The organism is Prauserella isguenensis (assembly GCF_014191605.1).
Classification (GTDB): Bacteria; Actinomycetota; Actinomycetes; order Mycobacteriales; family Pseudonocardiaceae; genus Prauserella; species Prauserella isguenensis.
This window is the reverse complement of record NZ_JACHWU010000004.1, coordinates 42329-66615: the sequence shown is the minus strand read 5'-3', so window position 1 is coordinate 66615 and position 24287 is coordinate 42329. Positions and strand designations below refer to the sequence as shown.

The window sequence follows — 24287 nt, the reverse complement described above, 5'->3', positions numbered from 1 at the left end:
GGCGGTGGGACACGGGCGGGCCGGAGGAGCAGCCGTAGGGGAAGCGACGCGGCACCTGCCGTCGCCCGCCGCCGGAGCGAACGGCGCTACCCGCACGTGCGCGCGCACGCCCGCGCACGTGGCGAGTGTGACTCTTGGCCGGACCTTGTGCTGCCGGGCTCCCGACTCGCGTATTGTCGTTCTTCCCCTTCCCGGCGACTTTGCGGCAGGAGCGCGTCAGTGTCGGAACCTCGGGTCAGACGGGCCGAGATCGCGATCGAACAGTCCCACGTGGACCGGGTGTACCGCCGGCTCGGCGAACTCCGGAGCCAGGCCGAGGACATGCGCACGAAGGGCTACGAGATCGGTCACGGTGCGCAGCGTGAGGCCGTGTTCGAACAGGCGTCGATGCTGTTCGAGCGGGACATGATGGTGAACCACGCGAATCAGACGCTGCAGTCGCTGGACGCCGAGTACGAGGGCCTGGTGTTCGGCAGGCTGGACCACACCAGCACCGAACCCGTCTACGTGGGCAGGCTCGGCATCCGCGACGCGGACTTCGAGAACCTGGTCACCGACTGGCGCGCACCCGCGGCGGCCGCGTTCTACCAGGCCACGGCCGAGGCGCCGATGGACGTGGTGCGGCGCCGGGTGATCCGCTGCTCCGGGCAACAGGTGCTCGACGTCGACGACGACGTGCTCATGCCCGAGTCGGTGCCCGACGACATGCCGGTGGTCGGCGAGGGCGCGCTCATGGCGGCGCTGGGCCGGGCGCGCGGCGAGAAGATGCGCGACATCGTCGCCACCATCCAGAAGGAACAGGACGAGGTGATCCGGGCGCCGTGGCGTGGCGTCACGGAGATCACCGGCGGTCCCGGCACCGGCAAGACGGCCGTGGCGCTGCATCGCGCGGCGTACCTGCTGTACCGCTACCGCAGGCAGCTGGGCGGCGCGGGCGTGCTCGTGGTGGGTCCGTCCGGGGTGTTCACGTCGTACATCTCGCGCGTGCTGCCGTCGATGGGCGAGACGAACGTCGAGCTGCGGGCGCTGGGCGAGGTCCTGGACGGCATGGAGGCCACGCGGCACGACCCCGCTCCCCTGGCCGCCGTCAAGGGCTCGCTGCGGATGCGGAAAGTGCTGCTCAAGGCCGTGCGGGCGACGCCGCCGGACGCGCCGACGGAACTGCGGATCGTCTACAAGGGCGAGGTCCTCAAACTCGGCGCCAAGGAGCTGGACAAGGCGCGCAAGAAGGTGCACTCGGCGGGCGGCCCGCCGAACCGGTCGCGGGTGCGGGCCGCGGAGACGCTGCTGGGGATGCTGGCCGACAAGGCCGAGGAGAACGCGGCCTCGGGCGGTCCGCAGCTCGAGCGCGCCGACGTGATCCACGACCTGGGCGAACGCATCGACTTCCACCGGTTCCTGGTGGCGTGGTGGCCGGTGCTGTATCCGGCGCAGGTACTGCGCTGGCTCGGCGACGACGACCGGCTGGCGCGCGCGGCGAAGAACGTGCTCACGGCCGACGAGATCGCGCCGCTGGCGGAGTCACTGCGCGGCGAGGGCGACGACTGGACGGTCGCGGACGTGGCGTTGCTGGACGAGATCCGTGTGCTGATCGGCCCGCCGAAACGCAGGAAGCAGCGCGCACAGGAGATCGAGCTGGACGCGGAGCAGACCCGCGATTCGGACGATCCGGCACGACTCCGCACCGCACGGCCCGCGCACTACGACGAGTACTCGCACATCGTCGTCGACGAGTCGCAGGACCTGTCGCCGATGCAGTGGCGGATGCTCGGCAGGCGCGGAGCGCATGCGAGCTGGACGATCGTGGGCGATCCGGTGCAGAGCTCGTGGCCCGATCCCGTCGAGGCCGAACAGGCCAGGACGCAGGCGTTCGGGGCGAAGACGAAGCATCGCCGGTACACGCTGCGCACGAACTACCGGAACTCGGCGGAGATCTTCGACCTGGCCGCCCGCGTGGTCGCGGGGCGGGGTGCCGACGACGGTGACCTGCCGAACGCGGTGCGCACGACCGGTCTCGAACCGGAGATCCGCACGGTCGACGCCCACGACCGCGAGAGCGCGGTGCACTCGTCGGTGAAGGAGCTGCTGGACTCGGTCGACGGCACGGTCGGCGTCATCTGCGCGATGGAGCGGGTTCCCGAGGTGGAGCGGTGGCTGGCCGGGCAGTCGGAGGACCGGCTCAAGGTCGTCGGCAGCCTCGATTCGAAGGGCCTGGAGTACGACGCCGTCGCGCTGGTGGAACCGACCGAGCTGATCACCGAGTCGCTCACCGGCAGGCGGGTGCTGTACGTGGCGCTGACCCGTGCGACACAGCAGCTGACGATCATCGCCTCGGACGACGACTGGCGCTGACGCCCGGCGGGCCGCGACAGCGCGCTCGGCGAGGCGCCCTCGGCCCACGGGGTGAGCCTCACCTCGGTCGCGGCCGGAATGCCCCGCGGATGCCGTGGTGTTGACCATGGACGTGAGTGCTCTGCATGACGTCCCCCTGTCGGTACTGGACCTCTCGCCCGTGGTCAGCGGGTCGGACGCGGCCACGTCGCTGCGCAATTCGCTCGACCTCGCGCGCCACGCCGAACGGCTCGGATACCGGCGGTACTGGGTGGCCGAGCACCACAACATGCCCGGCATCGCCAGCTCCGCGACGGCCGTGCTGATGGGCCACATCGCCGATGCCACCGAACACATCCGCGTCGGGTCGGGCGGCGTCATGCTGCCCAACCACGCGTCGCTGATCGTTGCCGAGCAGTTCGGCACACTCGAGGCGTTGCACCCCGGCCGCATCGACCTGGGCATCGGCCGGGCACCGGGCACGGATCCGCGCACCGCCAAGGCCCTGCGCGGGCATGCCGGTCCGACGGCGAACGACTTCCCGCAACAACTCGCGGATCTGGTCCGGTACTTCGACCACGACGAGGAGCGCCCGGTGAACGCGGTCGTCGCGGAAGGCAACCGGCCGGAGTTCTGGCTCCTCGGTTCGAGCGGGTTCAGCGCCCAGTTGGCCGGACAGCTGGGGCTGCCGTTCTCGTTCGCCCACCACTTCAGCTCGGACAACACCGAACCGGCTCTGAAGCTCTACCGCGAGTCGTTCCAGCCGTCGGCCGTGCTCTCGGAACCACGGGTGCTGCTGGGTGCCTCCGTGCTGTGCGCCGACACCGACGAGCGGGCCCAGTACCTGGCCCGGTCGCAGCAGCTCAACTTCCTCAGCCTCCGGAAGGGAAGTCCGATTCCGCTGCCCAGTCCCGAGGAAGCCACCGAGTACCCGTACACCGAGCTGGATCGGGCGTTCATCGAGAAGAACACGGCGAGCGCGGTCGTCGGATCGCCGGAGACCGTGCGGGAACGGCTGGAACAGCTGGTCGCCGCCACGGGCGCCGACGAGGTGATCATCACCACGATGGCCCACGACCACGCGGACCGAGTGCGCTCCTACGAACTCGTGGCTTCGCTCACTCGACCCGATTCCTAGGCCGAACCGGTTACGATGCGTTCTGGCGTGCGCTCGACGTGACCAGGCGTAACGGGGAGGAACCAATGGGTGAGCCGCTGAGCCACGATTGGGGTTCGGAGTACGACCGCCAACACACAGCCGGTTACGCCGAGTGGCCTCCCGGTGTCGAACCGCAGCACCCGTACCCACAGCAGGCCCATCCCGAGCACGCGTACCCGGTCCACCCCGCGCAACCACACCCCCAGTCGCATCCCGAACAGCCGCACCCGCAGCACGTCCCCGCACCCGGTCACCACACCGCACCGAACGCGAGCGCGAGCGGCCGTCACGCCCTCCCCGACCCCGACGACGTCCCGTACGCTCCTGCGGACAGCGCCGCCACACCCCCGGAACCGGAACCCGCCGCCCCGCCGCAACCGCACCCGGCCGACGAGACCGGCACCGGCCCGGCGGCGCGCGACACCGTCCAGCGCGCGCTCGCCGTGCACCGGCTGCTCAACGGCCAGACACCACCGTCGCCGGACCCGCTGCCCGCGCTGCGCCGGATTCCGCTGCCCGACGTCGAACCGCCGCGCATCGACCTGGTCAAGACACTGGTCAAGCGCCGCTCCTGGGACGTGTTCGCCCACCGCGGCCTGGACCTCGCCGCGCTGAGTGGGCTACTGCGGTTCGCCCTCGGGGTGCAGCGGTTCGAACCGGCGTACGGTTCGGAACATCATCCGATGGGCATGGCACCGAGCGGCGATGGTCTGGACCTGCTGCGGGCTTACGTGCTGATCCGCGGCACCGACATCCTCGAACCGGGCGTGTACCGATACGAGGCCATCGCGCACGAGCTCACCCTGCTCACGACGACCGACCCGGTACGGCCGCTCCAGCAGGTGTACTGGCAGCCCGAGTTCGCCGCGGCCCCGGTCGCGATCGCGCTGACCACGCAGATGGACGTCGCGTACGAGCGGAAACCGTTGCGGCACTACCGGACGATGCACGTCGACTCGGGTATCGCGGTGCAGAACGTGTATCTCATCGCGACGGCGCTCGGACTGGCCTGCTGCGCGGTCTCCGACTTCGACGACGCGAACCTGTCCCAGCTGCTCGGCGTCCCCGAATCGGAGATCCCGACGATGCTCATACCGGTCGGCCACCCGCCGGAATGACACCTCCCGACACGCCGAAACCACCGGAAGCACGCCGGTTGCGTTGACGGCAACCACAGTGCCCCGGGAGATCTGTGGGCGCCGCCCGCGATCGTCGGGGTTCGGCCCGGCTTGCCGGATGCCGGCGTCACCGGCTTCCGGCGCGATGTTCACGCGGTGAGATCCCGCGATGCCGTTTGAACGCGGCGCTGAAGGCGAAGGCGTTGGCGTACCCCACCGTGCGGGCGATCGCGTCGGCCGTGTCGTCGGTGCCGCGCAACAGGTCGGCCGCCACCGTGATGCGCCAATCCGCGAGGTACGACATGGGCGGACTACCCACCAACTCGGCGAACCGGCGGGCGAACGCCGCACGGGACACGCCGGTGCGGGCGGCCAGCGAGGCGACCGTCCACGGTGCGCCCGAATCGTCGTGCATCAGCCGGAGCGCCTCACCCACCACCGGATCGCCCTGCGCACGGAACCAGCCGGGAGCCTCGCCGCGTTGCCCGCCCATCCACGTCCGCACGGTCTCGATGAGGGCGAGGTCCAGCAGCCGGTCGAGGACGGCGTGCTGCCCCGGCCGGGCCGCGGCGAGCTCGGCGACCAGTAGGTCGAGCACCGGCGACGTGATGTCGGCGGCCCGCACCAGCGCCACCTCCGGCAGTGCGGCCAGCAGGCGGGCACCGACGTCGCCGGTGACGCTGTAGGTGCCGCTGACGATCACGGACGAGTCCGGCGACTCCCGGCCGGCCGAGGTGCGGAGGAACTCCTCGGTGATGTCTGTTCCATCCATTGTGGTCAGCCGGTTGCGGGGACCGACGACGACGGAGGCCGGGGTGGACACCTCGTCGGCCACGACGTACGGCGCGGGCCCTTTGACGACGGCGACCTGACCCTCGTCGATCCGCACGGGCTGCGAGACGCCGGGCTCGCCGCCGTCGCGGTCGTCGTCGGGCACGAGCCAGGCGTGGCCGCGCACCGTCGTCACGAGTGCGAGCCGCGCACCGTCGGCGATCCGCAGTGCCCACGGCGGTTCGAGCACGGTGCGGCAGAAGGCGGCCGACCGTGCCCTGACTCCCGCCAGCAGATCGGCCAGGGCATCCATACCGGCCAGCCTAGACGATTCGACATGAAGGCGAGCGGTTCAAGCATGGAACGTCTCACTGGAAGCGACGACCGTGGACACCGTCAGCACGCGAGCCCGGCAATCGATCGGAGACGACCATGTACGCCATCACCGGAGCCACCGGACACGTCGGCGGCGCCGCCGCCCGCACTCTGCACGCACGCGACCTGCCCCTCCGGCGGATCGTCCGCGACCCTGCCCGGGCGGGCGCGGGCGACGCCGTCGCCGACCTCACCGACCCCGCCGCCCTGACGGCCGCCTTTCGGGGCTGCGACGGCGCGTTCGTTCTCCTTCCGACGCTCCCGAACGGTTCCGACGCCGACCACCGCCGCATGGCCGACACGATCGCCGAGGCGGTGCACGACAGCGCGATCCCGCACGTCGTCGCGTTGTCGTCCTGGGGAGCCCAGCACGCGACCGGTACCGGGCCGATCCGCTGGCTCCATCATCTCGAGCGGGTCCTCGGAGAGACGGGTGCCGTCGTCACCGCGATCCGGTCACCGCATTTTCAGGAGAAGGTCGAGGCGACCCTCGGCGCGGCGGCCGAAGCGGGCATCCACCCGGTCTTCGGCGACTCCGCGGACGTCGCCACCACCATGGCGGCGACCCGTGACATCGGGGAGCTCGCCGCCACGGCACTGGCCCGCCCGCCCGCCGCGAGCGAGATCGTGCACCTCGACGCGCCGCGCTACACGGAACGACAGGTGGCCGAGCGACTCGAAACCGTACTCGGCACGCCGCTCGACGTCGCCCTGCTGCCCCGGGAGGCGTGGGAGCCGACGCTCGTCGACGCGGGCCTGGCGCCCGCACTCGCCACCGAGCTGGCGGCGATGTACGACGCCGAGGCCCGCGGACTGTTGCAGCCCGCGGGCGACCGGCGCCACCGGTGCGTCACCGAGCTCGACGACACCCTCGCCGCGCTCGCGTGACGCACCGGTGAGCGGTCACTCGAGGACGATCAGTAGGTCGCCGCCTTCGACCTGCTGCACCGGGTTGATGGCGAGCCGCCGCACCGTGCCGCCCGTGTGCGCGGTGATGGCGGCCTCCATCTTCATCGCCTCGATGGTCGCCACGGTGTCGCCCGCCTCGATCGTGTCGCCGTCGCCCACCTGCAGCGTGACCACACCGGCGAACGGCGCGGCGACGTGATGCGGATCGTTCTTGTCGGCCTTCTCCGCGGCGGGCACGTCGGTGGCGACGGACCGGTCGCGCACCGGGATGGGCCGCATCTGACCGTTCAGTGTGGACATCACGGTGCGCATGCCGCGGTCGTCGGCCTCGCCGATCGCCTCGAGCGCGATGAACAGTCGCACGCCGGGTTCGAGGTCCACCGTGTACTCCTCCCCTGGCCGCAGGCCGTAGAAGAAGTCCTTGCTCGGCAGCACGCTCGTGTCGCCGTGCGCCTCGCGGTGGGCCTCGAACTCCTTCGTGGGCCCAGGGAACAGCAGTCGGTTCAGCGTGGCCCGCCGGTCGGTGCCGAGCGCCGCGCGGTCCTCTTCGGACAGGTCCGACTCCGGCTTGACCTCCGCGCGACCCTCGAGGGCCTTGGTGCGGAACGGCTCCGGCCAGCCGCCGGGCGGGTCGCCGAGCTCGCCGCGCAGGAATCCGACGACGGAGTCGGGGACGTCGAACTTGCCGGGCTCGGCCTCGAATTCGGCCGGGTCCACGCCCGCGCCCACGAGGTGCAGCGCCAGATCACCGACCACCTTGGACGACGGCGTGACCTTGACGATGTGCCCGAGCATCCGGTCGGCGGCGGCGTACATGGCCTCGATGTCCTCGAACCGGTCGCCCAGGCCGAGCGCCTTCGCCTGCGTCCGTAGGTTCGACAGCTGACCGCCGGGGATCTCGTGGTCGTACACACGGCCGGTCGGCGAGGCCAGCCCCGCCTCGAACGGGGCGTAGATCTTCCGCACGGTCTCCCAGTACGGCTCGAGGTCACCGACGGCGCGCAGGTCCAGTCCGGTCGGCCGGTCCGAGTGGTCGGTCGCGGCGACGATGGCCGACAGCGACGGCTGCGACGTCGTGCCCGCCATCGAGGCGACCGCCCCGTCGACCGCGTCGGCGCCGGCGCGGATCGCCGCCAGATACGTGGCGAGCTGGCCACCCGCGGTGTCGTGCGTGTGGATGTGCACCGGCAGGTCGAACTCCCGGCGCAGCGCGGTCACCAGCTGCTCGGCGGCCGGTGCGCGCAGCAGGCCCGCCATGTCCTTGATCGCCAGCACGTGCGCACCCGCCTCGACGATCTGCTCGGCCAGCCGCAGGTAGTAGTCCAGCGTGTAGAGCTTCTCGCCCGGATCGGACAGGTCGGAGGTGTAGCACAGCGCCACCTCGGCGACCGACGTGCCGGTCGCGCGCACGGCGTCGATCGCGGGCCGCATCTGCGAGACGTCGTTGAGCGCGTCGAAGATGCGGAAGATGTCGATGCCGGTGTCCGTCGCCTCCTGGACGAACGCGTCGGTGACCTCGGTGGGGTACGGCGTGTAGCCGACGGTGTTGCGTCCGCGCAGCAGCATCTGCAGACACACGTTCGGCATCGCCTCCCGCAGCAGCGCGAGACGCTCCCACGGGTCCTCGGCGAGGAACCGCAACGCGACGTCGTAGGTCGCACCGCCCCAGCACTCCACCGACAACAGTTGCGGCAGCGTGTGCGCCACGGTGGGCGCGATCGCCGTCAGGTCCTTCGTGCGCACCCGCGTGGCCAGCAGTGACTGATGGGCGTCGCGGAACGTCGTGTCGGTGACACCGACCGTGCCGGAGGAGCGCATCCACTGTGCGAAGCCCTCGGGGCCCAGCTCGGTGAGCTTCTGCTTCGACCCCGCAGGCGGTCCGCCCTGCGGTAGCGCCGGGATCTTCTCCTCCGGGGCGACCAGTCGCGGGCGCTCTCCGTGCGGCTTGTTGACGGTGACGTCGGCGAGGTACGTCAGCAGCCGGGTGCCGCGGTCCGCCGAGTGGCGCGCGGTGAGCAGGTGAGGCCGCTCCTCGATGAACGCCGTGGTGACCCGACCCGCCTGGAAGTCCGGATCGTCCAGCACGGCCTGCAGGAACGGGATGTTCGTCGCGACACCGCGGATGCGGAACTCGGCCAGGGCACGCCGCGCCCTGCCCACCGCGGTGTCGAACGTCCTGCCTCGGCACGTCAGCTTGACCAGCATCGAGTCGAAGTGCGCACTGATCTCGGTGCCGGAGAACGCGGTGCCGCCGTCCAGCCGGATACCCGATCCGCCGGGCGAACGGTAAGCGCTGATCATGCCGGTGTCCGGCCGGAAACCGTTGGCCGGATCCTCCGTCGTGATCCGGCACTGCATCGCCGCGCCCCGCAGGTAGATCGCCTCCTGCGACAACCCGAGATCGGCCAGGCTCGACCCCGAGGCGATGCGCAGCTGCGACTGCACCAGGTCGACGTCGGTGACCTCCTCGGTCACCGTGTGTTCCACCTGGATGCGCGGGTTCATCTCGATGAAGACGTGATTGCCGCTGCGGTCGACCAGGAACTCGACCGTGCCCGCGTTGCGGTAGCCCATCTGCCGGGCGAGCTTCACGGCGTCGGCGCAGATCCTCTCCCGCAATCCGGGGTCGAGGTTCGGGGCCGGCGCGAGTTCGACCACCTTCTGGTGCCTGCGCTGCACCGAACAGTCGCGCTCGTAGAGGTGGATCACGTTGCCCTGGCCGTCCGCCAGCACCTGCACCTCGATGTGCCGCGGCTCGACGACCGCCTGCTCGAGGAACACGGTCGCGTCGCCGAAGGCCGACTCCGCCTCGCGGGACGCGGCCTCGATGGCCTCCCGCAACTGCGCCGGGTCCTCGACGCGCCGCATGCCGCGGCCGCCACCACCCGCAACGGCCTTGACGAACACCGGGAACGTCAGCTGCTCGGCGGCCGCGACCAGCTCGTCGACGTCGGCCGACGGGGCCGAGGAACCGAGCACCGGCACGCCCGCCTCGCGCGCGGCCGCGACGGCGCGCGCCTTGTTGCCCGTGAGCTCGAGCGTCTCGGCGTCCGGGCCGACGAACGTGATGCCCGCTTCCTCGCACGCACGCGCGAGGTCGGGGTTCTCGGACAGGAAGCCGTAACCCGGATAGACGGCGTCGGCACCGGCGCGCTGTGCGGCGCGGACGACCTCCTCCACCGACAGGTACGCCCGTACCGGATGTCCCGGTTCGCCGATCTCGTAGGCCTCGTCGGCCTTCAGCCGGTGCAGCGAATTGCGGTCCTCACGGGGAAACACGGCCACCGTTCCCGCACCCTGTTCGTAGGCGGCGCGGAACGCGCGGATGGCGATCTCGCCACGATTGGCGACGAGCACTTTGCGGAACATTCCCGGTCCTTCCGTCCCTCGGATCGGTCGCGGGGCACGTTACCCCGTATCTCCCGCCTCGTGGGAGCTCCTTCCCACGAAGCGGGACCCGCGGGGCGCCACGGCGGGTGAGACTAGGACTTCTCCAGGTATTCGGCCCGTTCGGAATCGATGACCTCGGCGACCATGCGGGCGAGCCCGGGACTGCCCGTCAGCTCCGAGTCCGCACCCACGACCTGTTGCGCCACCGTGCGTGCCCGCGCGATCACGTCCTCGTCGTCGAGCAGCGACAACAGCTTGAGCGCCGACTTCGTGCCCGACTGCGCCGCACCGAGGATGTCGCCCTCCCGGCGCAGCTCCAGGTCCAGCTTCGACAGCTCGAACCCGTCGGTCGTCGACTCCACCGCGGCGAGTCGCTGCCGCGTGCTCGTGCCGTCCGGCACCTCCGTCACGAGCAGGCACAGTCCCGGCTCCGAGCCACGGCCGACGCGGCCGCGCAGCTGGTGCAGCTGGCTCACGCCGAACCGCTCGGCGTCCATGATCACCATGACGGTCGCGTTGGGCACGTTGACGCCGACCTCGACGACCGTCGTCGCGACGAGCACGTCGACCTCCCCGGCGGCGAACGCGCGCATCACCGCGTCCTTCTCCTCCGTCGGCTGCCTGCCGTGCAGCACGCCGATCCGCAGGCCGTGCAGCGGGCCCTCCTCGAGCATCGGCACGAGGTCGAGCACGGCGATCGGCGGACGGCGATCGCCCGTGTCGCCCGGCGGTTCGTCCCCGATCCGCGGGCACACGACGTACGCCTGGCGGCCTTTGCCGACCTCCTCGATGATCCGCTGCCACGCCCGGTCCAGCCACGACGGCTTCTCGGCGACCGGCACGACCGTCGTGCCGATCGGCGACCGGCCCGACGGCAACTGACGCAGCGCCGAGGTCTCCAGGTCGCCGTAGACGGTCATCGCCACGGTCCGCGGGATCGGCGTCGCCGTCATGACGAGCACGTGTGGGCTGGTGCCGTCGGCGCCGCGGGTGCGCAGCGCGTCGCGCTGTTCGACGCCGAACCGGTGCTGTTCGTCGACGACGGCCAGCGCCAGGTCCGCGAACGTCACGTGGTCCTGGATCAGCGCGTGCGTGCCCACCACGATGCCCGCCTCGCCGGACGCCGCCTCGAGCAGCGCCTGCTTGCGTTCCTTCGCGCTCATCGACCCGGTGAGCAGCGTGACCTTCGTCGCGTGGTCGGCCGCGCCGAGTTCACCCGCCACGGCGAGATCGCCGAGCAGTTCCCGCAGCGACCGCGCATGCTGGGCGGCCAGGACCTCGGTCGGCGCCAGCATCGCGGCCTGCCTGCCCGCGTCGACCACCTGCAGCATCGCTCGCAGCGCCACGATCGTCTTGCCGCTGCCGACCTCGCCCTGCAGCAACCGGTTCATCGGATGAGCGGTCGCCAGGTCGCCGGCGATCGCTTCGCCGACCTCCCGTTGCCCCTCGGTGAGGTCGAACGGCAGGCGCTCGTCGAAGGCCGCCGCGATCCCGCCGTCGACCCGCGGGCAGGCGCGCGCCGGATCGCTCACCTCGGACTGCCTGCGCTGCGCGAAGATCAGCTGGATCGACAGCGCCTCGTCCCACTTCAGCCGTTCCCGCGCGGTGTCCAGCTCCTCCTGGCTCTCCGGACGATGGATCCGGCGCAGGGCCGTGTCGAGATCGGCGAGCCCGTGCTCGGCCCGCAGCACCTCCGGCAACGGGTCGTCGACCGGATCGAGCGTGTCGAGCACCTGGCGCACCGCACGCGAGACGGCCCACGACGTGATCCCGGCCGCCGCCGGGTACACCGGGATGATCTGCTTGACGAAACTGTCCACCGTGGACGAGCTGTCGTCGTCATCGTCGAACAGTTCGTATTCCGGATTGGACAGTTGGAGGTTGCTGCGGAAAGCCGACACCTTGCCCGCGAACAGCCCGCTCCTGCCGGGTCGCAGCTCCTTCTCACGCCACTCCTGACCGAAGAAGGCGCACGACATCCGGCGAGTGCCGTCGGTGAGCACGACCTCGAGGATCTGCCCCCTCCGGTTCTTCATCGGACGCCGCTTCGTGGACTCGATGCGCGCCAGCACCGTGGCGTACTCGCCGAGCTCCAGGCCGACGATGTCGGTGAGCTCGCCCCGCCGCGCGTACCTGCGCGGATAGTGCCGCAGCAGGTCGGCGACCGTGTGCAGGTTCAGCGACGCGGCGAGCGCCTTCGCCGTCTTGGCGCCCAGCACATCGGAAAGCCTGCCGGCCGTCGTCGTCATGTCACTCGCCCGCCCGTTCGTCGCCCTGCCCATCGGGACCCGTCCGTCGCGGCCCGGTCCCCCACGTCGTCGCGGCCCCGTCGTCGGGGCCCCGTCCCCACGTCCACGCCCGCATCGGTGTTCCCGCTTCCGGGGCCCGGTTCACTCCACACCCATCAGCAGCACCGCGTCGGACTGCCCACCGTAGTAGCACACCAGTTCGACCTCCGGATGACCGACGCGCAACCGCTCCGCCAGTACGTCCTCGACGTCCCCCGGTGCGTCGACTCCGGCGAGGACGGTGACGAGTTCCCCGCCGACGGCCAGCATGCGCTCCAGCACGTCGATCGCCGCGTCGAGGACGGCGCCGGCCTCGCCGATCCGCACGACCTCGCCGTCGACGAGCCCCAGCACGTCGCCTGCACGCACCTGGCCCACCCACGTGAGCGCGTCCTCGCCCGCGACGACGATGTCGCCCCGCCGAGTGGCGGCCGCGGCCTCCGCCATCGCGACGACGTCGGCGCTCGCCCGTCGCTCGGGATCGTGCACCGCCAGCGCCGCCAGCGCCTGGGCGGGCGACGCACACGGCACGACGACCACATCCCGCTCCGCCAGCACAGGGTGCCCCACCGCGCGTTCGGCCGCCGCCGTCAGATCCACGTCGCCGGGCACGAGCGTCACGTGCTCGGCGGCGACCTCCCCGACGAGGCCGAGCAGCTCCTCCGTCGTCGGCTCCACTCCCGGGGCCACGGCCAGCACCGGTACTCCCTCGCCACCGACCAGCTCGACCACCCCGTCACCACGAAGCACGGCCACGACGGCGCGATCGGCGGCGGTGCTCTCCGGCGGCGCGGGCGTCATGAGCGGCTCGACCCGGACCCGGTGCGGCCTGCCGTGACGCAGCCCCGCCTCCAACGCGGCGCCGATGTCGTCGCAGTGGACGTGCACGGCGTGGTTGCCCGCTCCGTCCCCGGCGACGGTGACACTGTCGCCGAGTTCCGCCAGATCACGGCGCAGAGTCACGAGCGCGGCGTCCTCGGCAGCGGGGTCCAGGTCCGCCAGCAGATACATCACCTCCCACGCCTGCGGCGCGGGCAGGGCCGAGGTCGCGGCAACGGGACGGGGCGTCGCGGCGGCCGCCTCCCCCGCGACGACGGCGGCGAGTGCGTCCAGCACGGCCACCAGTCCCCTGCCGCCCGCGTCGACCACGCCCGCCGCCGCCAGCGCGGCCAACTGCCGCGGGGTCTCCGCCAGCGCTTCGGCAGCGGTCCGGGCGGCCGTGCATGCCACGACGTCGAGCGCCACCGGGGCGCCGTCGTCGGCCGTCGGTACTGGGGTGGAGGTGTCGGGGGTGGAGGTGTCGGGGGTGGAGGTGTCGGGGGTGGTGCGGGCGCCACCGGCGGTCGCTGCGACCGCCGTGCCGACGGCGTGCAACACGCTCAGCATCGTCCCCGCGACGGGCCGGGCGACGGCTCCCGTCGCACGTGCGTCCGCGTGCTGCAGGGCCGCGGCGAGGGCCGGGCCGTCGAGAGCCGTGGTGTCCCCCGCCGACTCGGCGAATCCCCGCAGTACCTGCGACAGGATCACCCCGGAGTTGCCGCGCGCCGCCGCGACCGCACCGCCGGCCAGCACCCGCAACGCCTCACCCGCGCACGCGACCTCGGGACGCTCGGTGAGAGCGGTGTACGCGGCTGTGACCGTGTGGAGCAGGTTCGAGCCGGTGTCCGCGTCGGCGACCGGGTACACGTTGATGCCGTTGATGTCGGCGCGCAGCTCCTCGAGGCTCCGTACGCAGGCTCCCGCCCACGCGCGCACGGCCGCCGCGTCCAGGGAGTGCACCGCGTATCCTCCTGCAGGGGAAAGGTGGGTTCGACGCGAGCGTATCGACCCGGATGGAGCCGTGGTGAACGCACCGGCTACCCTGTTCGAGATGCCCGGCATTCCCGGGTGGATTGTGTTTACCTACTTTCTCGAGGAGTGTTCGACGTGGCTGCCGTGTGCGACGTCTGTGGCAAGGGGCCGGGCTTCGGCAAGTCGGTCTCGCACTCTCACCGGAAGACCAACCGCCGGTGGAACCCGAATATCCAGACCGTGCACGCGAAGCTCGGGCTTTCCCAGAAGAAGCGCATGAACGTGTGCACTTCCTGCCTGAAGGCCGGCAAGGTCGTTCGGGGCTGACGCCTCAGAATACGAAGCTCTCGGAGCCCCGGGGATCAACTGATCCTCGGGGCTCCGTGCTGTGCGCGTGTCCTGCACTCGACCCCGCGTGTTGCGGCTTCCGGGGCCCGTGTTGCGGGTCCAGGGGATCGCGTTGCGGATTCCGGGGACCGTGTTGCGGGTCCAGGGGATCGTGTTGCGGCTTCCGGAGGGCGTGTTGCACCCGCAGGTGTCCCCGCCTCCGCCGCACGCGGATCCCCACCGCCGCCCGGCGCGTGTGTGCACCGCTACCCTCCGGGAGTGCGCCACTGAGCCTGGATTCAGTCGCGAGCGTCTGCGCTCGGGGCCGGCGTCAGCGCAGGGAGTCGGCGACCAGTGCGGCGGCCAACGCTCCGTAGACGGTCGCCGCGAGCCGTTCGAACGCCGTGCGCACCCGTGGCCGCTCCAACACCCGCTCACGGACCGCACCCGCCAGCTGGCCGGTGACGAGGTCCACAACCAGGCCGGTCACCTGCAGCAGCAGGCCGAGCAGGAGCAGCTGCAACGCCGGATTCGCCGCGGCGTCGCCCAGGAACTGCGGCAGGAACGCGGTGAAGAATAGCAGGATCTTCGGGTTCGACAGATTCACGAGGAAGCCACGCCGGAACGCCCGCGGCTGCGGCGCGGCGTCGACCGCGACCGGCGCGCCGGCACTGCGCCAGGTCGTCCACGCCAGGCAGCCGAGGTACACGGCTCCGCACAGCCGGATCACATCGCCGACCTGCGGCATCGCGGCGAGGAGCGCACCGAGACCGAGGGCCGTCAGCACGACGTACACGCTGACGCCCGCGGTGATGCCGAACGCCGCCCGCGCCGCCGCGCGCCGGCCGTCGCGCAAGCCGGTGGCGACCATGAACGCCATGTCGGGCCCCGGCACGACCATCAGCACGACGACCGCTCCCAGGAACGCGGGCAGCACCCCGACATCGATGTAACCGGAAGACATAGTTGATCAGGTTACCTGGCGCGTAACCCCATGACACGGCGCAACGGGTTAGTGTGACGAGATGCCGGATGTTCCCGTGCTCGAGATGCGCGGCGTGGTCGAGTTCGTGAACGAGTTCGCCGACGCGGCCCGCGACGCCGCAGGCGAGCAACACACCGCCTACCCCGACGCCGCGGAGCTGCTGACCTGGACCGGACCTCTGCCCGACGTCGACGGTCTCGTCGCCGCCGCCAACGCGATCCACCCGCTGTTCGCCGCAGACCCGTCCGCTGAGCGCCTCAACGAGCTGTTGCAGTCCCTGCGGCCGACTCCGGTCGCGGCGGCCGACGGCCTGCGATGGGCCGTGGACGACCCCGCCGACCTGCTACCCGCCGCCCTCGCGACGACCGTGCTGGCGTGGCTCCTACGACACGACCCGGGTCGGCTCGGCACCTGCAGCGCCTCGAACTGCGTCGACGTCTACGCCGATTCCTCCCCCGCGGGCCGGCGCCGGTTCTGCTCAACGACCTGTCTCAACCGGCACAAGGTCGCCGCCCACCGACGCCGCGCCGCCGGCGCCGGCCGCTGAGCCCGGCGCACGACGAGGCCCCGCGCAGGCGCTCGCGATCGCGTCCCGGCTCGGTACCAACTCTCGGGGAGGGGCGGCGGTGCGGAGCCGCGCGGGGCGGGGTGGGGATACCTGCGGGTGCACACGCCCCCTGAACCCGCAACACGGCCCCCGGAATCCGCAACACGATCCCCTGAACCCGCAACACGGGCCCGTCGAACCAGGACATGCGGGAGTCGTTACGGGAGGCGCCAGTCGACCGGGTCGGCGCCCTGCGCCTGGAGAAGGTCGTTGGCGCGACTGAACGGCCTCGACCCGAAGAAGCCGTTGTGCGCCGACAGCGGGCTCGGATGCACAGACTCGATGCACCGCTCTGCCCCGATGAGCGGCTTGAGCTTGCGCGCGTTGCTGCCCCACAGGACCGCCACGAGCGGCTGGTCACGAGCGGCGAGCGCGCGGATCGCCTGCTCGGTCACCTGCTCCCAGCCCTTGCCCTGGTGCGAATTGGGCTTGCCCGGCTGCACCGTGAGCGACCGGTTCAGCAACAGCACGCCCTGCCGGGTCCACGGCGTCAGATCACCGTTGGACGGCATCGGATGCCCGAGGTCCTCGCAGTACTCCTTGTAGATGTTGACCAGGCTCTTCGGCAGCGGGCGCACGTCCGGGGCGACGGCGAAGCACAGGCCGATCGGATGTCCGGGCGTCGGATACGGGTCCTGGCCGACGATCAGCACGCGCACGTCGGCGAGCGGCTGCTGGAACGCGCGCAGGATGTGCTCACCCGAGGGCAGGTAGGTGCGTCCCGCGGCTATCTCGGCGCGCAGGAACTCCCCCATCGCGCCGATGGTGTCCGCGACCGGCGCAAGGGCCTCGGCCCAGCCCGCCTCGACGACATCGGTCAGCTCGCGTCCCGAAGTACCCGTGGAAGTCACGGCCCGGACTCTAGCGCGCCGGTGAATCCGGTCTCACGGTCAGTCGAGCCTGCGCAACTCGGCCCGGTACCGCTTCGCGCGCTCGACGTAGCCGTCGACGATGCGCGCGATCGCGTCGGCGTCCAACGAGGTGTTCTCCCGCGTCCTGGCCGGTACGCCGAGGGCGATGTGCCCGGTCGGAACGTGCCCGCGGTACGACACGACGGCTCCCGCGCCGACCACGCCTCCGTCCTCGACGACCGTGCCGTTCAGCACGACGGAACCGGACGCGAGCAGGCACCCCGTGCCGATCGTCGCGCCTTCGACGTGGACGTTGTGGCCGATCGCCGATCCCGGACCGAGGACGGTGGGCTGGCCCTTGGCGACGTGGACGATACAGCCGTCCTGGATATTGGAGCGCGCGCCGACCTCGATGCGGTCGTTGTCGGCGCGCAGCACGGTCTGCGGCCAGATCGACGCCTCGGCGCCGAGGCGCACGTCGCCGATCAGCGTCGCGTCCGGGTGCACCCACGCGTCGGGATGGATGTCGGGTTCGAGGTCACCGAGCGCGTAGATCGCCATGCGGGTTACTCCAGTTCCTTCGCCATGCACACGCTGATCGGGTCCTGGGCGTACACGCCGAACTTCTCGATCTCGTAGTAGCCCGACGAACGGTACAACGCGATGGCCTCGGGCTGTTTGTACCCGGTTTCGAGAACGATGCGCCCGCACTCGTGCTCGGCCGCGGTGCGTTCGAGTGCGGCCAGCATGGCGCGCGCGTGACCGCGGCCGCGCTCGCCGTCGACGACGAACATGCGCTTGATCTCGGCGTCCCCCGCGCGCAGTGACCCTTCGTCGGTGGCGTGTGCGCGCCACCCGCCGCAGGCGACGGGGACGTCATCGCGGTAACCGACGAGGAAGATCCCCTGCGGGGGCGCGAACTCCGCCGGGTCGACGGGCGTCACGTCGGGGTCGCCGTAGCGACTGACGTACTCCTGTTGGACGAGGTCGATCAGCTTGGTCGAATCGGGGTGGTCGAAGGCGAGCACGTGAATGTCCACGAGCTCCATGTAACCCGATTCAGCGCCAGTGTTCCCATCCGATGTCGCCGTCGTAGGGCTTGCCGTCGACGGTGACGCCGGTGTCGGGCATCAGCACGGTGCCGATCTGCCGCCAGCCCTGGGGAAGGTCCACGAACGACGGGAACGTCGCCACGAGTGCGTGATCCTCCCCACCCGTGAGCACCCACCGCATCGGGTCGGCACCGAGCGCACCCGCGACGTCGACGAGCTTGCGGTCCACCTCGAGCGACTCGGACGTGATGTCGATGCCGACACCGGATTCCTCGGCCAGGTGCGAGAGGTCGGCGAGGAGCCCGTCGGAGATGTCGATCATCGCGGTGGCGCCCGCGTCGGCCGCCGCGAGGCCCGCGGTGTACGGCGGTTCCGGCGCTCGCTGGGCGTTGACCACACCCACCGGCGAGCGGAAACCCCTGCCCAGCACGGCGAGTCCGGCGGCCGCCCAGCCCAGCTTGCCGCACACCGCGACGATGTGGCCCGGCCGTGCACCCGAGCGCGTCACCGGCGCGCGACCGCCGAGGTCACCGATCGCTGTGACGCTGACGACCAACTGGTCCGACCGCACCACGTCGCCGCCCACGACGCCCGCGCCCACGCGCGCGGCCTCCGCCGTCAGTCCGTCGGAGATGCCGGTCGCGACGGCGGCGTCGGTGTCGGCCGGACAGCCGAAGCCGACCACGAGCGACGTCGGCGTCGCGCCCATGGCGGCGATGTCGGCCAGATTCACCGCGGCGGCCTTGTGGCCGACCTGCTCGGGACTGGACCAGTCGAGGCGGAAGTGCACGCCCTGCACCAGCATGTCCGTGCTGATCACCACGCGTCCGTCCGGCGCCGACACCACGGCCGCGTCGTCGCCGGGTCCGACGACCGTGCCGACGGGCTGCTGCTGCCGGCCCGTGACCTCGCGGATCAAGCCGAACTCGCCGACGTCGGCCACGGTGCCGCCCACGTCCTGCCCTGCTCCGTCTTCCGCGGCTCTGCCGCTGTCCCTGCCCTCCACACAACACCTCCGGTGCCCCACCTGCGGTACGTTGCAGCGACGTTACCTATCTTGGGCCCACGGGGGCCGAAACGGACGAAGGGACGCGCCGTGGTGCACGCATACATCCTCATCCAGACCGAGGTCGGCAAGGCCGCGTCGGTGGCCGCCAAGATCGCCGAACTGCCCGGAGTGGCCAGCTCCGAGGACGTCACCGGCCCGTACGACGTCATCGTCCGCGCGGAGGCCGACAACGTCGACGACCTCGGCCAGCTCGTGGTCGCCAACGTCCAGAACGTCGACGGCATCACCCGAACACTGACCTGCCCGGTGGTGCACCTGGCCCAGTGACGGGTCCCACCCGCGACAGGCCGCAGGGTGATCCGTACCGGGGACGACCGACACCGAGGACCGACATCACCGCATGACCGACAGCTCCGACACGCCCGGCCGGGCGGACCGGTCCGGCGACAACGCCGATGCCGCACCTGACGACGCCACTCCTGCCGACGCCCCTGTCGGCAGCCCTGTCGGCGGAACCTCACCCGCCGACGATTCGGAGGTAAGCAGCGCCGCCACGCCCGCTCCCGGCACGACCGACACCGGTGCGCCGCCGCGGAAGGTGCTCATCGCGGCCGTCGCTCTCGCCGTGGCCCTGGTCGCGGGCGTCGGGGCCGTCGGGCTGTTCGGCCGGAGCGCCGGGTCGGACGCAGGCAACGACTCGCAGGCGGGCGGCGACGTGGGGCCGCTACCGCTCGTGTCGATTCCCGCACCGGAGGCGGGCAGCGACGCATGCCGCGGAATGCTCGAGGCCGTACCCGAGGAGTTGACGTCGTCGGGCGAGCAGCTGGAGCGGCGCGAACTCGCCGAACCGGTGCCGCCCGCCGCCGCAGCATGGGGACGCGACAATCCGGTGGTGCTGCGCTGCGGCCTCGACAGGCCGCCGGAACTGACACGCACGTCCTCGCTGCGGCAGATCAACGGCGTGCAGTGGCTGCACGTGCCGGACGAGTCCAGTCCGAGCGCCACCTGGTACGTCGTGGACCGGCCCGTCTACCTCGCACTCACCGTGCCCGAAGGCACGGGAACCGGACCGCTGCAGCGGATCTCGGACCTCGCCGGCAAGCACATGAAACAGGTCTCACCCTTCTGAGGATCCGCCGCGAGCGGCGCGCCCGCGGCGGATCGCCCCCGAAGCGAATCGGTCCGGTGCACGACCCGACAGCCGATCGGCTCAGCGCAGGCCGGTGCCGCGGGCGATCGCCGTGTCGACCAGAGTGGACAGCAGCGTCGCGTAGTCGATGCCCGTGACGGCCCACATCTTCGGGTAGGCCGACGTCGTCGTGAAGCCCGGCATCGTGTTGACCTCGTTGATGACGAGCTCGCCGGAGTCGGTGACGAAGAAGTCGACACGGGCCAGTCCCTGGCAGTCCAGCGCACGGAACGCCTCGATCGCGGCCAGGCGCAGGCGTTCGGTGACGTCGTCGCCGAGCTTGGCGGGAATGTCGAGTTCGGCGTCCTCGCCGAGGTACTTGGTCTCGAAGTCGTACCAGGCATCGGCGTCGTCGGCGAGCACGCGAATCTCCGCGGGCAGCGACGCGCCGACGCGGCCGTCGGGGAACTCCAGCACGCCGCACTCGACCTCGCGGCCGGTGACCCCCGCCTCGACGAGCACCTTCGGGTCCGTCCGGCGTGCCAGTGCGATCGCGTCGTCGAGCTGCGACCAGTCGGTGACGCGCGTGATGCCGACCGACGAGCCGGCCCGCGCCGGCTTGACGAACACCGGAAGCCCGAGCCGCTCACGCTCGGACTCGTCGAGGGTGGACTGTCCACGGCGGACCGTCGCGTACGGGCCGACCGGCAGGTCCTCGGCCGCCAACAGCTTCTTCGCGAACTCCTTGTCCATCGCCGCCGCACTGGCGAGCACGCCGGCGCCGACGTAGGGGAGGTCCGCCATCTCCAGCAGCCCCTGGATGGTGCCGTCCTCGCCGAAGGCGCCGTGCAGCACGGGGAACACGACGTCCACCTCGGACAGCACCTCGGACTCGCGGCCGGGTTCGACACTCACGACGCGCTTGCTCGTCGGGTCACCCGGCAACACGAGCCCGCGGCCGTCGTCGACCGACGGCAGTTCGCGCCCGCGGATCTCGAGGGTCTTCGGGTCGTCGGTGCCCAGCACCCAGCCGCCCTCAGGGGTGATGCCGACGGGCACGACGTCGAACCGTTCCGGGTCCAGGTTCTCCAGCACGCAGCCTGCGGACACGCAGGAAATCGTGTGCTCACTGCTGCGGCCGCCGAACACCACGGCCACGCGCGTCTTGCGGCTACTCATGACGGATCACCCTACCGGTGCCTCATCCGGGTCAGTTCAACGAGCGTCGGCACGCATTCGGCGAGTTCGGACCGCGAACACCCCGCGTAGCCGACGAGTACACCGTGTGCCGTCGGCGCGGTGGCGAAGTGGCGCGCGAGGCCGTCGAGCAGCACTCCGCGGCGCTTGCCCGCCGCGAGCCGCTCACGTTCCTCCTCGGCCGACGACAGCGGCACCACGAGGTGGGCACCGGCGTCGTCGCCGAGCACCGGCACCCCCGCGGCGGCGAACGCGTTCACGAGGATCGACCGCCGGTCCGACAGCTCCCGTCGCAGTCTGCGCAGGTGCCTGCCCAGGTCGCCGTGCCGGGCGAGCTCGACGACCACGTGCTGACCGGCCGGCGACGGACGGGTGCCGGTCAGCTCGCGGTGTTCCAGGACGGCCCGCGTCACCGACGGCGGAGCGACCATCCACCCCGCACCCAGCGTCGGTGTGAGGATCTTGCTCGTGGTGCCCAGGTGCACGACGACGTCGGGGGCGAGCGAGGCCAGCAACGGCAACGGGGCCACGTCGTAGCGCAGCTCGCCGTCGTAGTCGTCCTCCACGACGAGGAAATCCCGCTGCCGGGCCAGTTCCGCGAGCTCGACGCGGCGGGAGGCACTCATCCGGCAGCCCATCGGGTACTGGTGCGCGGGCGAGCAGTACACGACCCGCGCGCCGGGCGGGATGCGGTCGGTGCGCATCCCCTCGCCGTCCACCGGCACCCCCGCCACGCGTATGCCGGCACGGGAGAACGCCTGCACAGCGCGCTGATATCCCGGTTCCTCGACGGCGACGAGGTCGCCCGGCGACAGCACGGCAGCGGCCAGTTCCACCACGGCGGCCGTCGTGCCTCCGGTGGCGAGCACCGACTCGGTACCCGCGTCGAGACCGCGGTGGCGCAACAGGTGCTCGGCGATGACCTCGCGGTACTCCCCCAGCCCCGTTCTCGACAGGTACACGGCGGGAGGCGTGTCCGATGCCGCCCGCCACGCGCGCCGCCACGCCGACCGGTCCAGTCCTTCCGCCCACGGCACACCCGGGAGCAAGGCGAGCCTGCCTGCCGGGGGCTCGTCACGCGGAGCCACGGAACGGTGTTCGGGCCGGGCCGTCGGCGGCGACGTCGTGACGTACGTGCCCGAACCGTGCTTGCCGACGATCCAGCCCTCGGCGTGAAGCTGTTCGTACGCAGCGGCCGTCACGGTGCGGCTGACGCCGAGCCTGCCCGCGAGCGCACGAGTGGACGGCAGTCGGTCCCCACCGCGCAAATGACCCGACGACGCCGACTCCCGCAGCGCATCGGCCAGCTGCACGGCCAACGGCACACTCGAGTCCCGGTCCAGTGTCACCGGCAACGCCGTCTCACGCTGCGGCGTCGCCTCGACGTGCGTCACACCGACTCCCTCACAGCAGCTCCCTCACAGCGGCTCCCTCGCCACCGAAGTGGCCTTTCGAATCAGTTCGACTGTGGACATTTCACCATGCCACTTGTCTCGGCGATGGTGAGCCTCATGCCGACCTCTCCGCAACCGCGCGCCACGCGGTCTTCCTCCGCGCCGCCGTCCTCCGCGCCACTGTTTTCCACGCCACTGTCCTCCACCGCACGCAGCACGCTGACCCGCAAACAGGATCGGGCCGTCGCCGACCGCGGCGAGTTGCGCGCCGTGCTCGACGCCGGGCTGTTCTGCCACCTCGCGCTCGTGTCCGGCGGCTCGCCGCTGTGCGTGCCGACCGGATACGGCCGCGACGGCGACACGCTCTACCTGCACGGCTCCACCGGCTCCGGCAACGTGCGCACCGCCGCAGGCGGTGTGGACATCTGCGTCACGGTCACGATTCTCGACGGAATCGTCTATGCGCGCTCGCTGAACAACCACACGATGAATTACCGCTCCGCCGTAGTGCACGGGGCGGCGCGCGCCGTGACCGAGGAGACCGAACGCGACCGCGCGCTGCGCGTGATCAGCGACCATCTCGCGCCCGGATCATGGGACTACGCCCGGCGGCCGGACGCCAAGGAGCTAGCGGGTGTCGCGGTACTGGCTCTCGACTTGACGGAAGCGTCGGTGAAGGTCCGCGGCGGCGATCCCGCCGAGCAGCCCGCCGACCTCGACCGCGACGACGTATGGGCGGGCGTGATCGACGTCCGCACGGTGTTCGACCCGCCCCGTGCAGCGTCGTACGTCCCGGCCGATCTGCCCGTACCACCACACATCGCCGATCGGACACGACCTTGACCAGGTGCCCTGCACCCATCCCCGCGGGTTCTGCGCTCAGCCCCGCGGGTCCTGTGTACGGCCCGCGTCTCAGCCGGGCTCGGCCACGGAGCCGATGAGCGCGTCGGCGCGGACGGGGCGGACCGTGCGGCCCTCCGCGCGGTAGACGTGCACGCTGATCGCCGGGTCCGGGCCCTCGTTGAGCACGTCGTGCGCGTATCCCGGCCCGAACACGCGGGACTGACCCTCGCCGAGCGTGTGCACCTGGGTGGCCGCCCGCCCGTCGGCGCCGCGCTCCGCGACCCCGACAGCAGTGTCGGCCGCCGAGCCGAAAGCAGTGCCGTCCACGGCCCGGCGTGCGACCGTCTCGGTGAGCTTCCCGGACACGACGGTGAACGCACCGGTGGCCGTGCCGTGGTCGTGCAGGCCGGTGTGCTGGCCGGGAAGCCAGCTCAGCAGCCATACCTCGTCACCGTCGATGCGGTCGATCAGCGCGGCGAACCGCTCGTCCGGGTCGTAGCGCAGCAGTGTGCGCCAGCGGTCACGGTCGAGTGCGTAGTCGCGGGCGATGCGCACCGGGTGGCGCGCGACGTGGGCGGCGGACTCGGGCAGGGCGATGGTGTTCTCGGGAACGGCGAACATGGGAACGCGGAAGATCCTTGCTGTCGAAAAGGGAATCGTCGAAAGACGTCAGAGCGGTTGCGGCGTCGAGTAACGCGTCGGATTCACCGGCAACAGCGACAACAAGGCGCGCAGCACGTACCGCGGCGACCGATGAGCGG

General features: G+C 71.4%; 21 protein-coding genes. 9 read left to right on the top strand and 12 right to left on the bottom strand.

From position 1 onward, the window contains the following. Positions 1-219 precede the first annotated feature (219 nt). From FHS23_RS16590 to FHS23_RS23785, 3 genes are all read left to right on the top strand, one after another. On the top strand, positions 220-2352 hold the full coding sequence (locus FHS23_RS16590) for an AAA family ATPase (RefSeq protein WP_183656392.1): 2133 nt from the start codon (positions 220-222) through the stop codon (positions 2350-2352). Between the two features lie 106 nt (positions 2353-2458). Continuing rightward, positions 2459-3469 carry an LLM class flavin-dependent oxidoreductase gene (locus FHS23_RS16585; protein WP_183656389.1) on the top strand — a complete coding sequence of 337 codons (1011 nt, stop codon included), beginning with the start codon at positions 2459-2461 and terminating at the stop codon, positions 3467-3469. Positions 3470-3534: 65 nt separating this feature from the next. After that, a complete protein-coding gene (locus tag FHS23_RS23785; RefSeq protein WP_183656386.1) occupies positions 3535-4608 on the top strand; it encodes a SagB family peptide dehydrogenase in 1074 nt (357 codons plus the stop codon). Between the two features lie 127 nt (positions 4609-4735). Here the strand turns inward: FHS23_RS23785 and FHS23_RS16575 are convergent, their stop codons facing one another. Further along, on the bottom strand, positions 4736-5692 hold the full coding sequence (locus FHS23_RS16575; RefSeq protein ID WP_183656383.1) for an AraC family transcriptional regulator: 957 nt from the start codon (positions 5690-5692) through the stop codon (positions 4736-4738). A gap of 119 nt (positions 5693-5811) precedes the next feature. Between FHS23_RS16575 and FHS23_RS16570 the strand changes: the two genes are divergently transcribed. After that, positions 5812-6642 (top strand): NAD(P)H-binding protein, encoded by an 831-nt coding sequence (locus FHS23_RS16570; RefSeq protein ID WP_183656380.1) that lies wholly within the window; start codon positions 5812-5814, stop codon positions 6640-6642. Positions 6643-6657: 15 nt separating this feature from the next. Here FHS23_RS16570 and FHS23_RS16565 read toward each other — a convergent pair whose 3' ends face one another. The 3 genes from FHS23_RS16565 to FHS23_RS16555 form a co-directional block, all read right to left on the bottom strand. Next, a complete protein-coding gene (locus tag FHS23_RS16565) occupies positions 6658-10032 on the bottom strand; it encodes a pyruvate carboxylase (RefSeq protein ID WP_183656377.1) in 3375 nt (1124 codons plus the stop codon). Positions 10033-10145: 113 nt separating this feature from the next. Next, positions 10146-12302 (bottom strand): ATP-dependent DNA helicase RecG, encoded by a 2157-nt coding sequence (gene recG, locus FHS23_RS16560; protein WP_183656374.1) that lies wholly within the window; start codon positions 12300-12302, stop codon positions 10146-10148. A 141-nt stretch (positions 12303-12443) separates the two neighbouring features. After that, on the bottom strand, positions 12444-14120 hold the full coding sequence (locus tag FHS23_RS16555) for a DAK2 domain-containing protein (protein ID WP_183656371.1): 1677 nt from the start codon (positions 14118-14120) through the stop codon (positions 12444-12446). 147 nt (positions 14121-14267) lie between these two features. Between FHS23_RS16555 and rpmB the strand changes: the two genes are divergently transcribed. Further along, positions 14268-14459, top strand: coding sequence for a 50S ribosomal protein L28 (gene rpmB, locus FHS23_RS16550; RefSeq protein WP_075846683.1), 192 nt, complete (start codon positions 14268-14270; stop codon positions 14457-14459). Between the two features lie 331 nt (positions 14460-14790). On the opposite strand, the gene FHS23_RS16545 is transcribed toward rpmB, so the two are convergent. Beyond that, entirely contained in the window at positions 14791-15423 is a 633-nt protein-coding gene (locus FHS23_RS16545) for a LysE family translocator (RefSeq protein ID WP_221219692.1), read from the bottom strand. 61 nt (positions 15424-15484) lie between these two features. Here FHS23_RS16545 and FHS23_RS16540 point away from each other — a divergent pair, with 61 nt between their 5' ends. Beyond that, positions 15485-15991, top strand: a complete 507-nt coding sequence (locus tag FHS23_RS16540) for a CGNR zinc finger domain-containing protein (protein WP_221219691.1) — start codon at positions 15485-15487, stop codon at positions 15989-15991. A gap of 218 nt (positions 15992-16209) precedes the next feature. Here the strand turns inward: FHS23_RS16540 and FHS23_RS16535 are convergent, their stop codons facing one another. From FHS23_RS16535 to FHS23_RS16520, 4 genes are all read right to left on the bottom strand, one after another. Beyond that, positions 16210-16872 (bottom strand): uracil-DNA glycosylase, encoded by a 663-nt coding sequence (locus tag FHS23_RS16535; RefSeq protein ID WP_183657375.1) that lies wholly within the window; start codon positions 16870-16872, stop codon positions 16210-16212. A gap of 69 nt (positions 16873-16941) precedes the next feature. After that, the gene (locus FHS23_RS16530; RefSeq protein ID WP_183656368.1) at positions 16942-17463 is read right to left on the bottom strand and encodes a gamma carbonic anhydrase family protein; all 522 of its coding nucleotides are present in this window, start codon (positions 17461-17463) and stop codon (positions 16942-16944) included. Positions 17464-17468: 5 nt separating this feature from the next. Then, entirely contained in the window at positions 17469-17942 is a 474-nt protein-coding gene (locus FHS23_RS16525) for a GNAT family N-acetyltransferase (RefSeq protein ID WP_183656365.1), read from the bottom strand. A gap of 19 nt (positions 17943-17961) precedes the next feature. Further along, positions 17962-18960, bottom strand: coding sequence for a thiamine-phosphate kinase (locus FHS23_RS16520; protein WP_343054016.1), 999 nt, complete (start codon positions 18958-18960; stop codon positions 17962-17964). A gap of 90 nt (positions 18961-19050) precedes the next feature. On the opposite strand from FHS23_RS16520, the gene FHS23_RS16515 reads away from it, so the two are divergent. Continuing rightward, entirely contained in the window at positions 19051-19290 is a 240-nt protein-coding gene (locus tag FHS23_RS16515) for an Lrp/AsnC ligand binding domain-containing protein (protein WP_183656361.1), read from the top strand. 271 nt (positions 19291-19561) lie between these two features. Then, positions 19562-20092, top strand: coding sequence for a DUF3515 domain-containing protein (locus FHS23_RS16510; RefSeq protein ID WP_343054058.1), 531 nt, complete (start codon positions 19562-19564; stop codon positions 20090-20092). A gap of 81 nt (positions 20093-20173) precedes the next feature. On the opposite strand, the gene FHS23_RS16505 is transcribed toward FHS23_RS16510, so the two are convergent. Both FHS23_RS16505 and pdxR read right to left on the bottom strand, forming a co-directional pair. Further along, on the bottom strand, positions 20174-21271 hold the full coding sequence (locus tag FHS23_RS16505; RefSeq protein WP_183656355.1) for a D-alanine--D-alanine ligase family protein: 1098 nt from the start codon (positions 21269-21271) through the stop codon (positions 20174-20176). Between the two features lie 11 nt (positions 21272-21282). After that, the gene (gene pdxR / locus FHS23_RS16500) at positions 21283-22683 is read right to left on the bottom strand and encodes a MocR-like pyridoxine biosynthesis transcription factor PdxR (protein WP_343054015.1); all 1401 of its coding nucleotides are present in this window, start codon (positions 22681-22683) and stop codon (positions 21283-21285) included. Between the two features lie 87 nt (positions 22684-22770). Between pdxR and FHS23_RS16495 the strand changes: the two genes are divergently transcribed. After that, positions 22771-23526, top strand: a complete 756-nt coding sequence (locus FHS23_RS16495; protein ID WP_246382366.1) for a pyridoxamine 5'-phosphate oxidase family protein — start codon at positions 22771-22773, stop codon at positions 23524-23526. 69 nt (positions 23527-23595) lie between these two features. On the opposite strand, the gene FHS23_RS16490 is transcribed toward FHS23_RS16495, so the two are convergent. Next, positions 23596-24147, bottom strand: coding sequence for a cysteine dioxygenase (locus tag FHS23_RS16490; protein WP_183656352.1), 552 nt, complete (start codon positions 24145-24147; stop codon positions 23596-23598). Positions 24148-24287 lie beyond the last annotated feature (140 nt).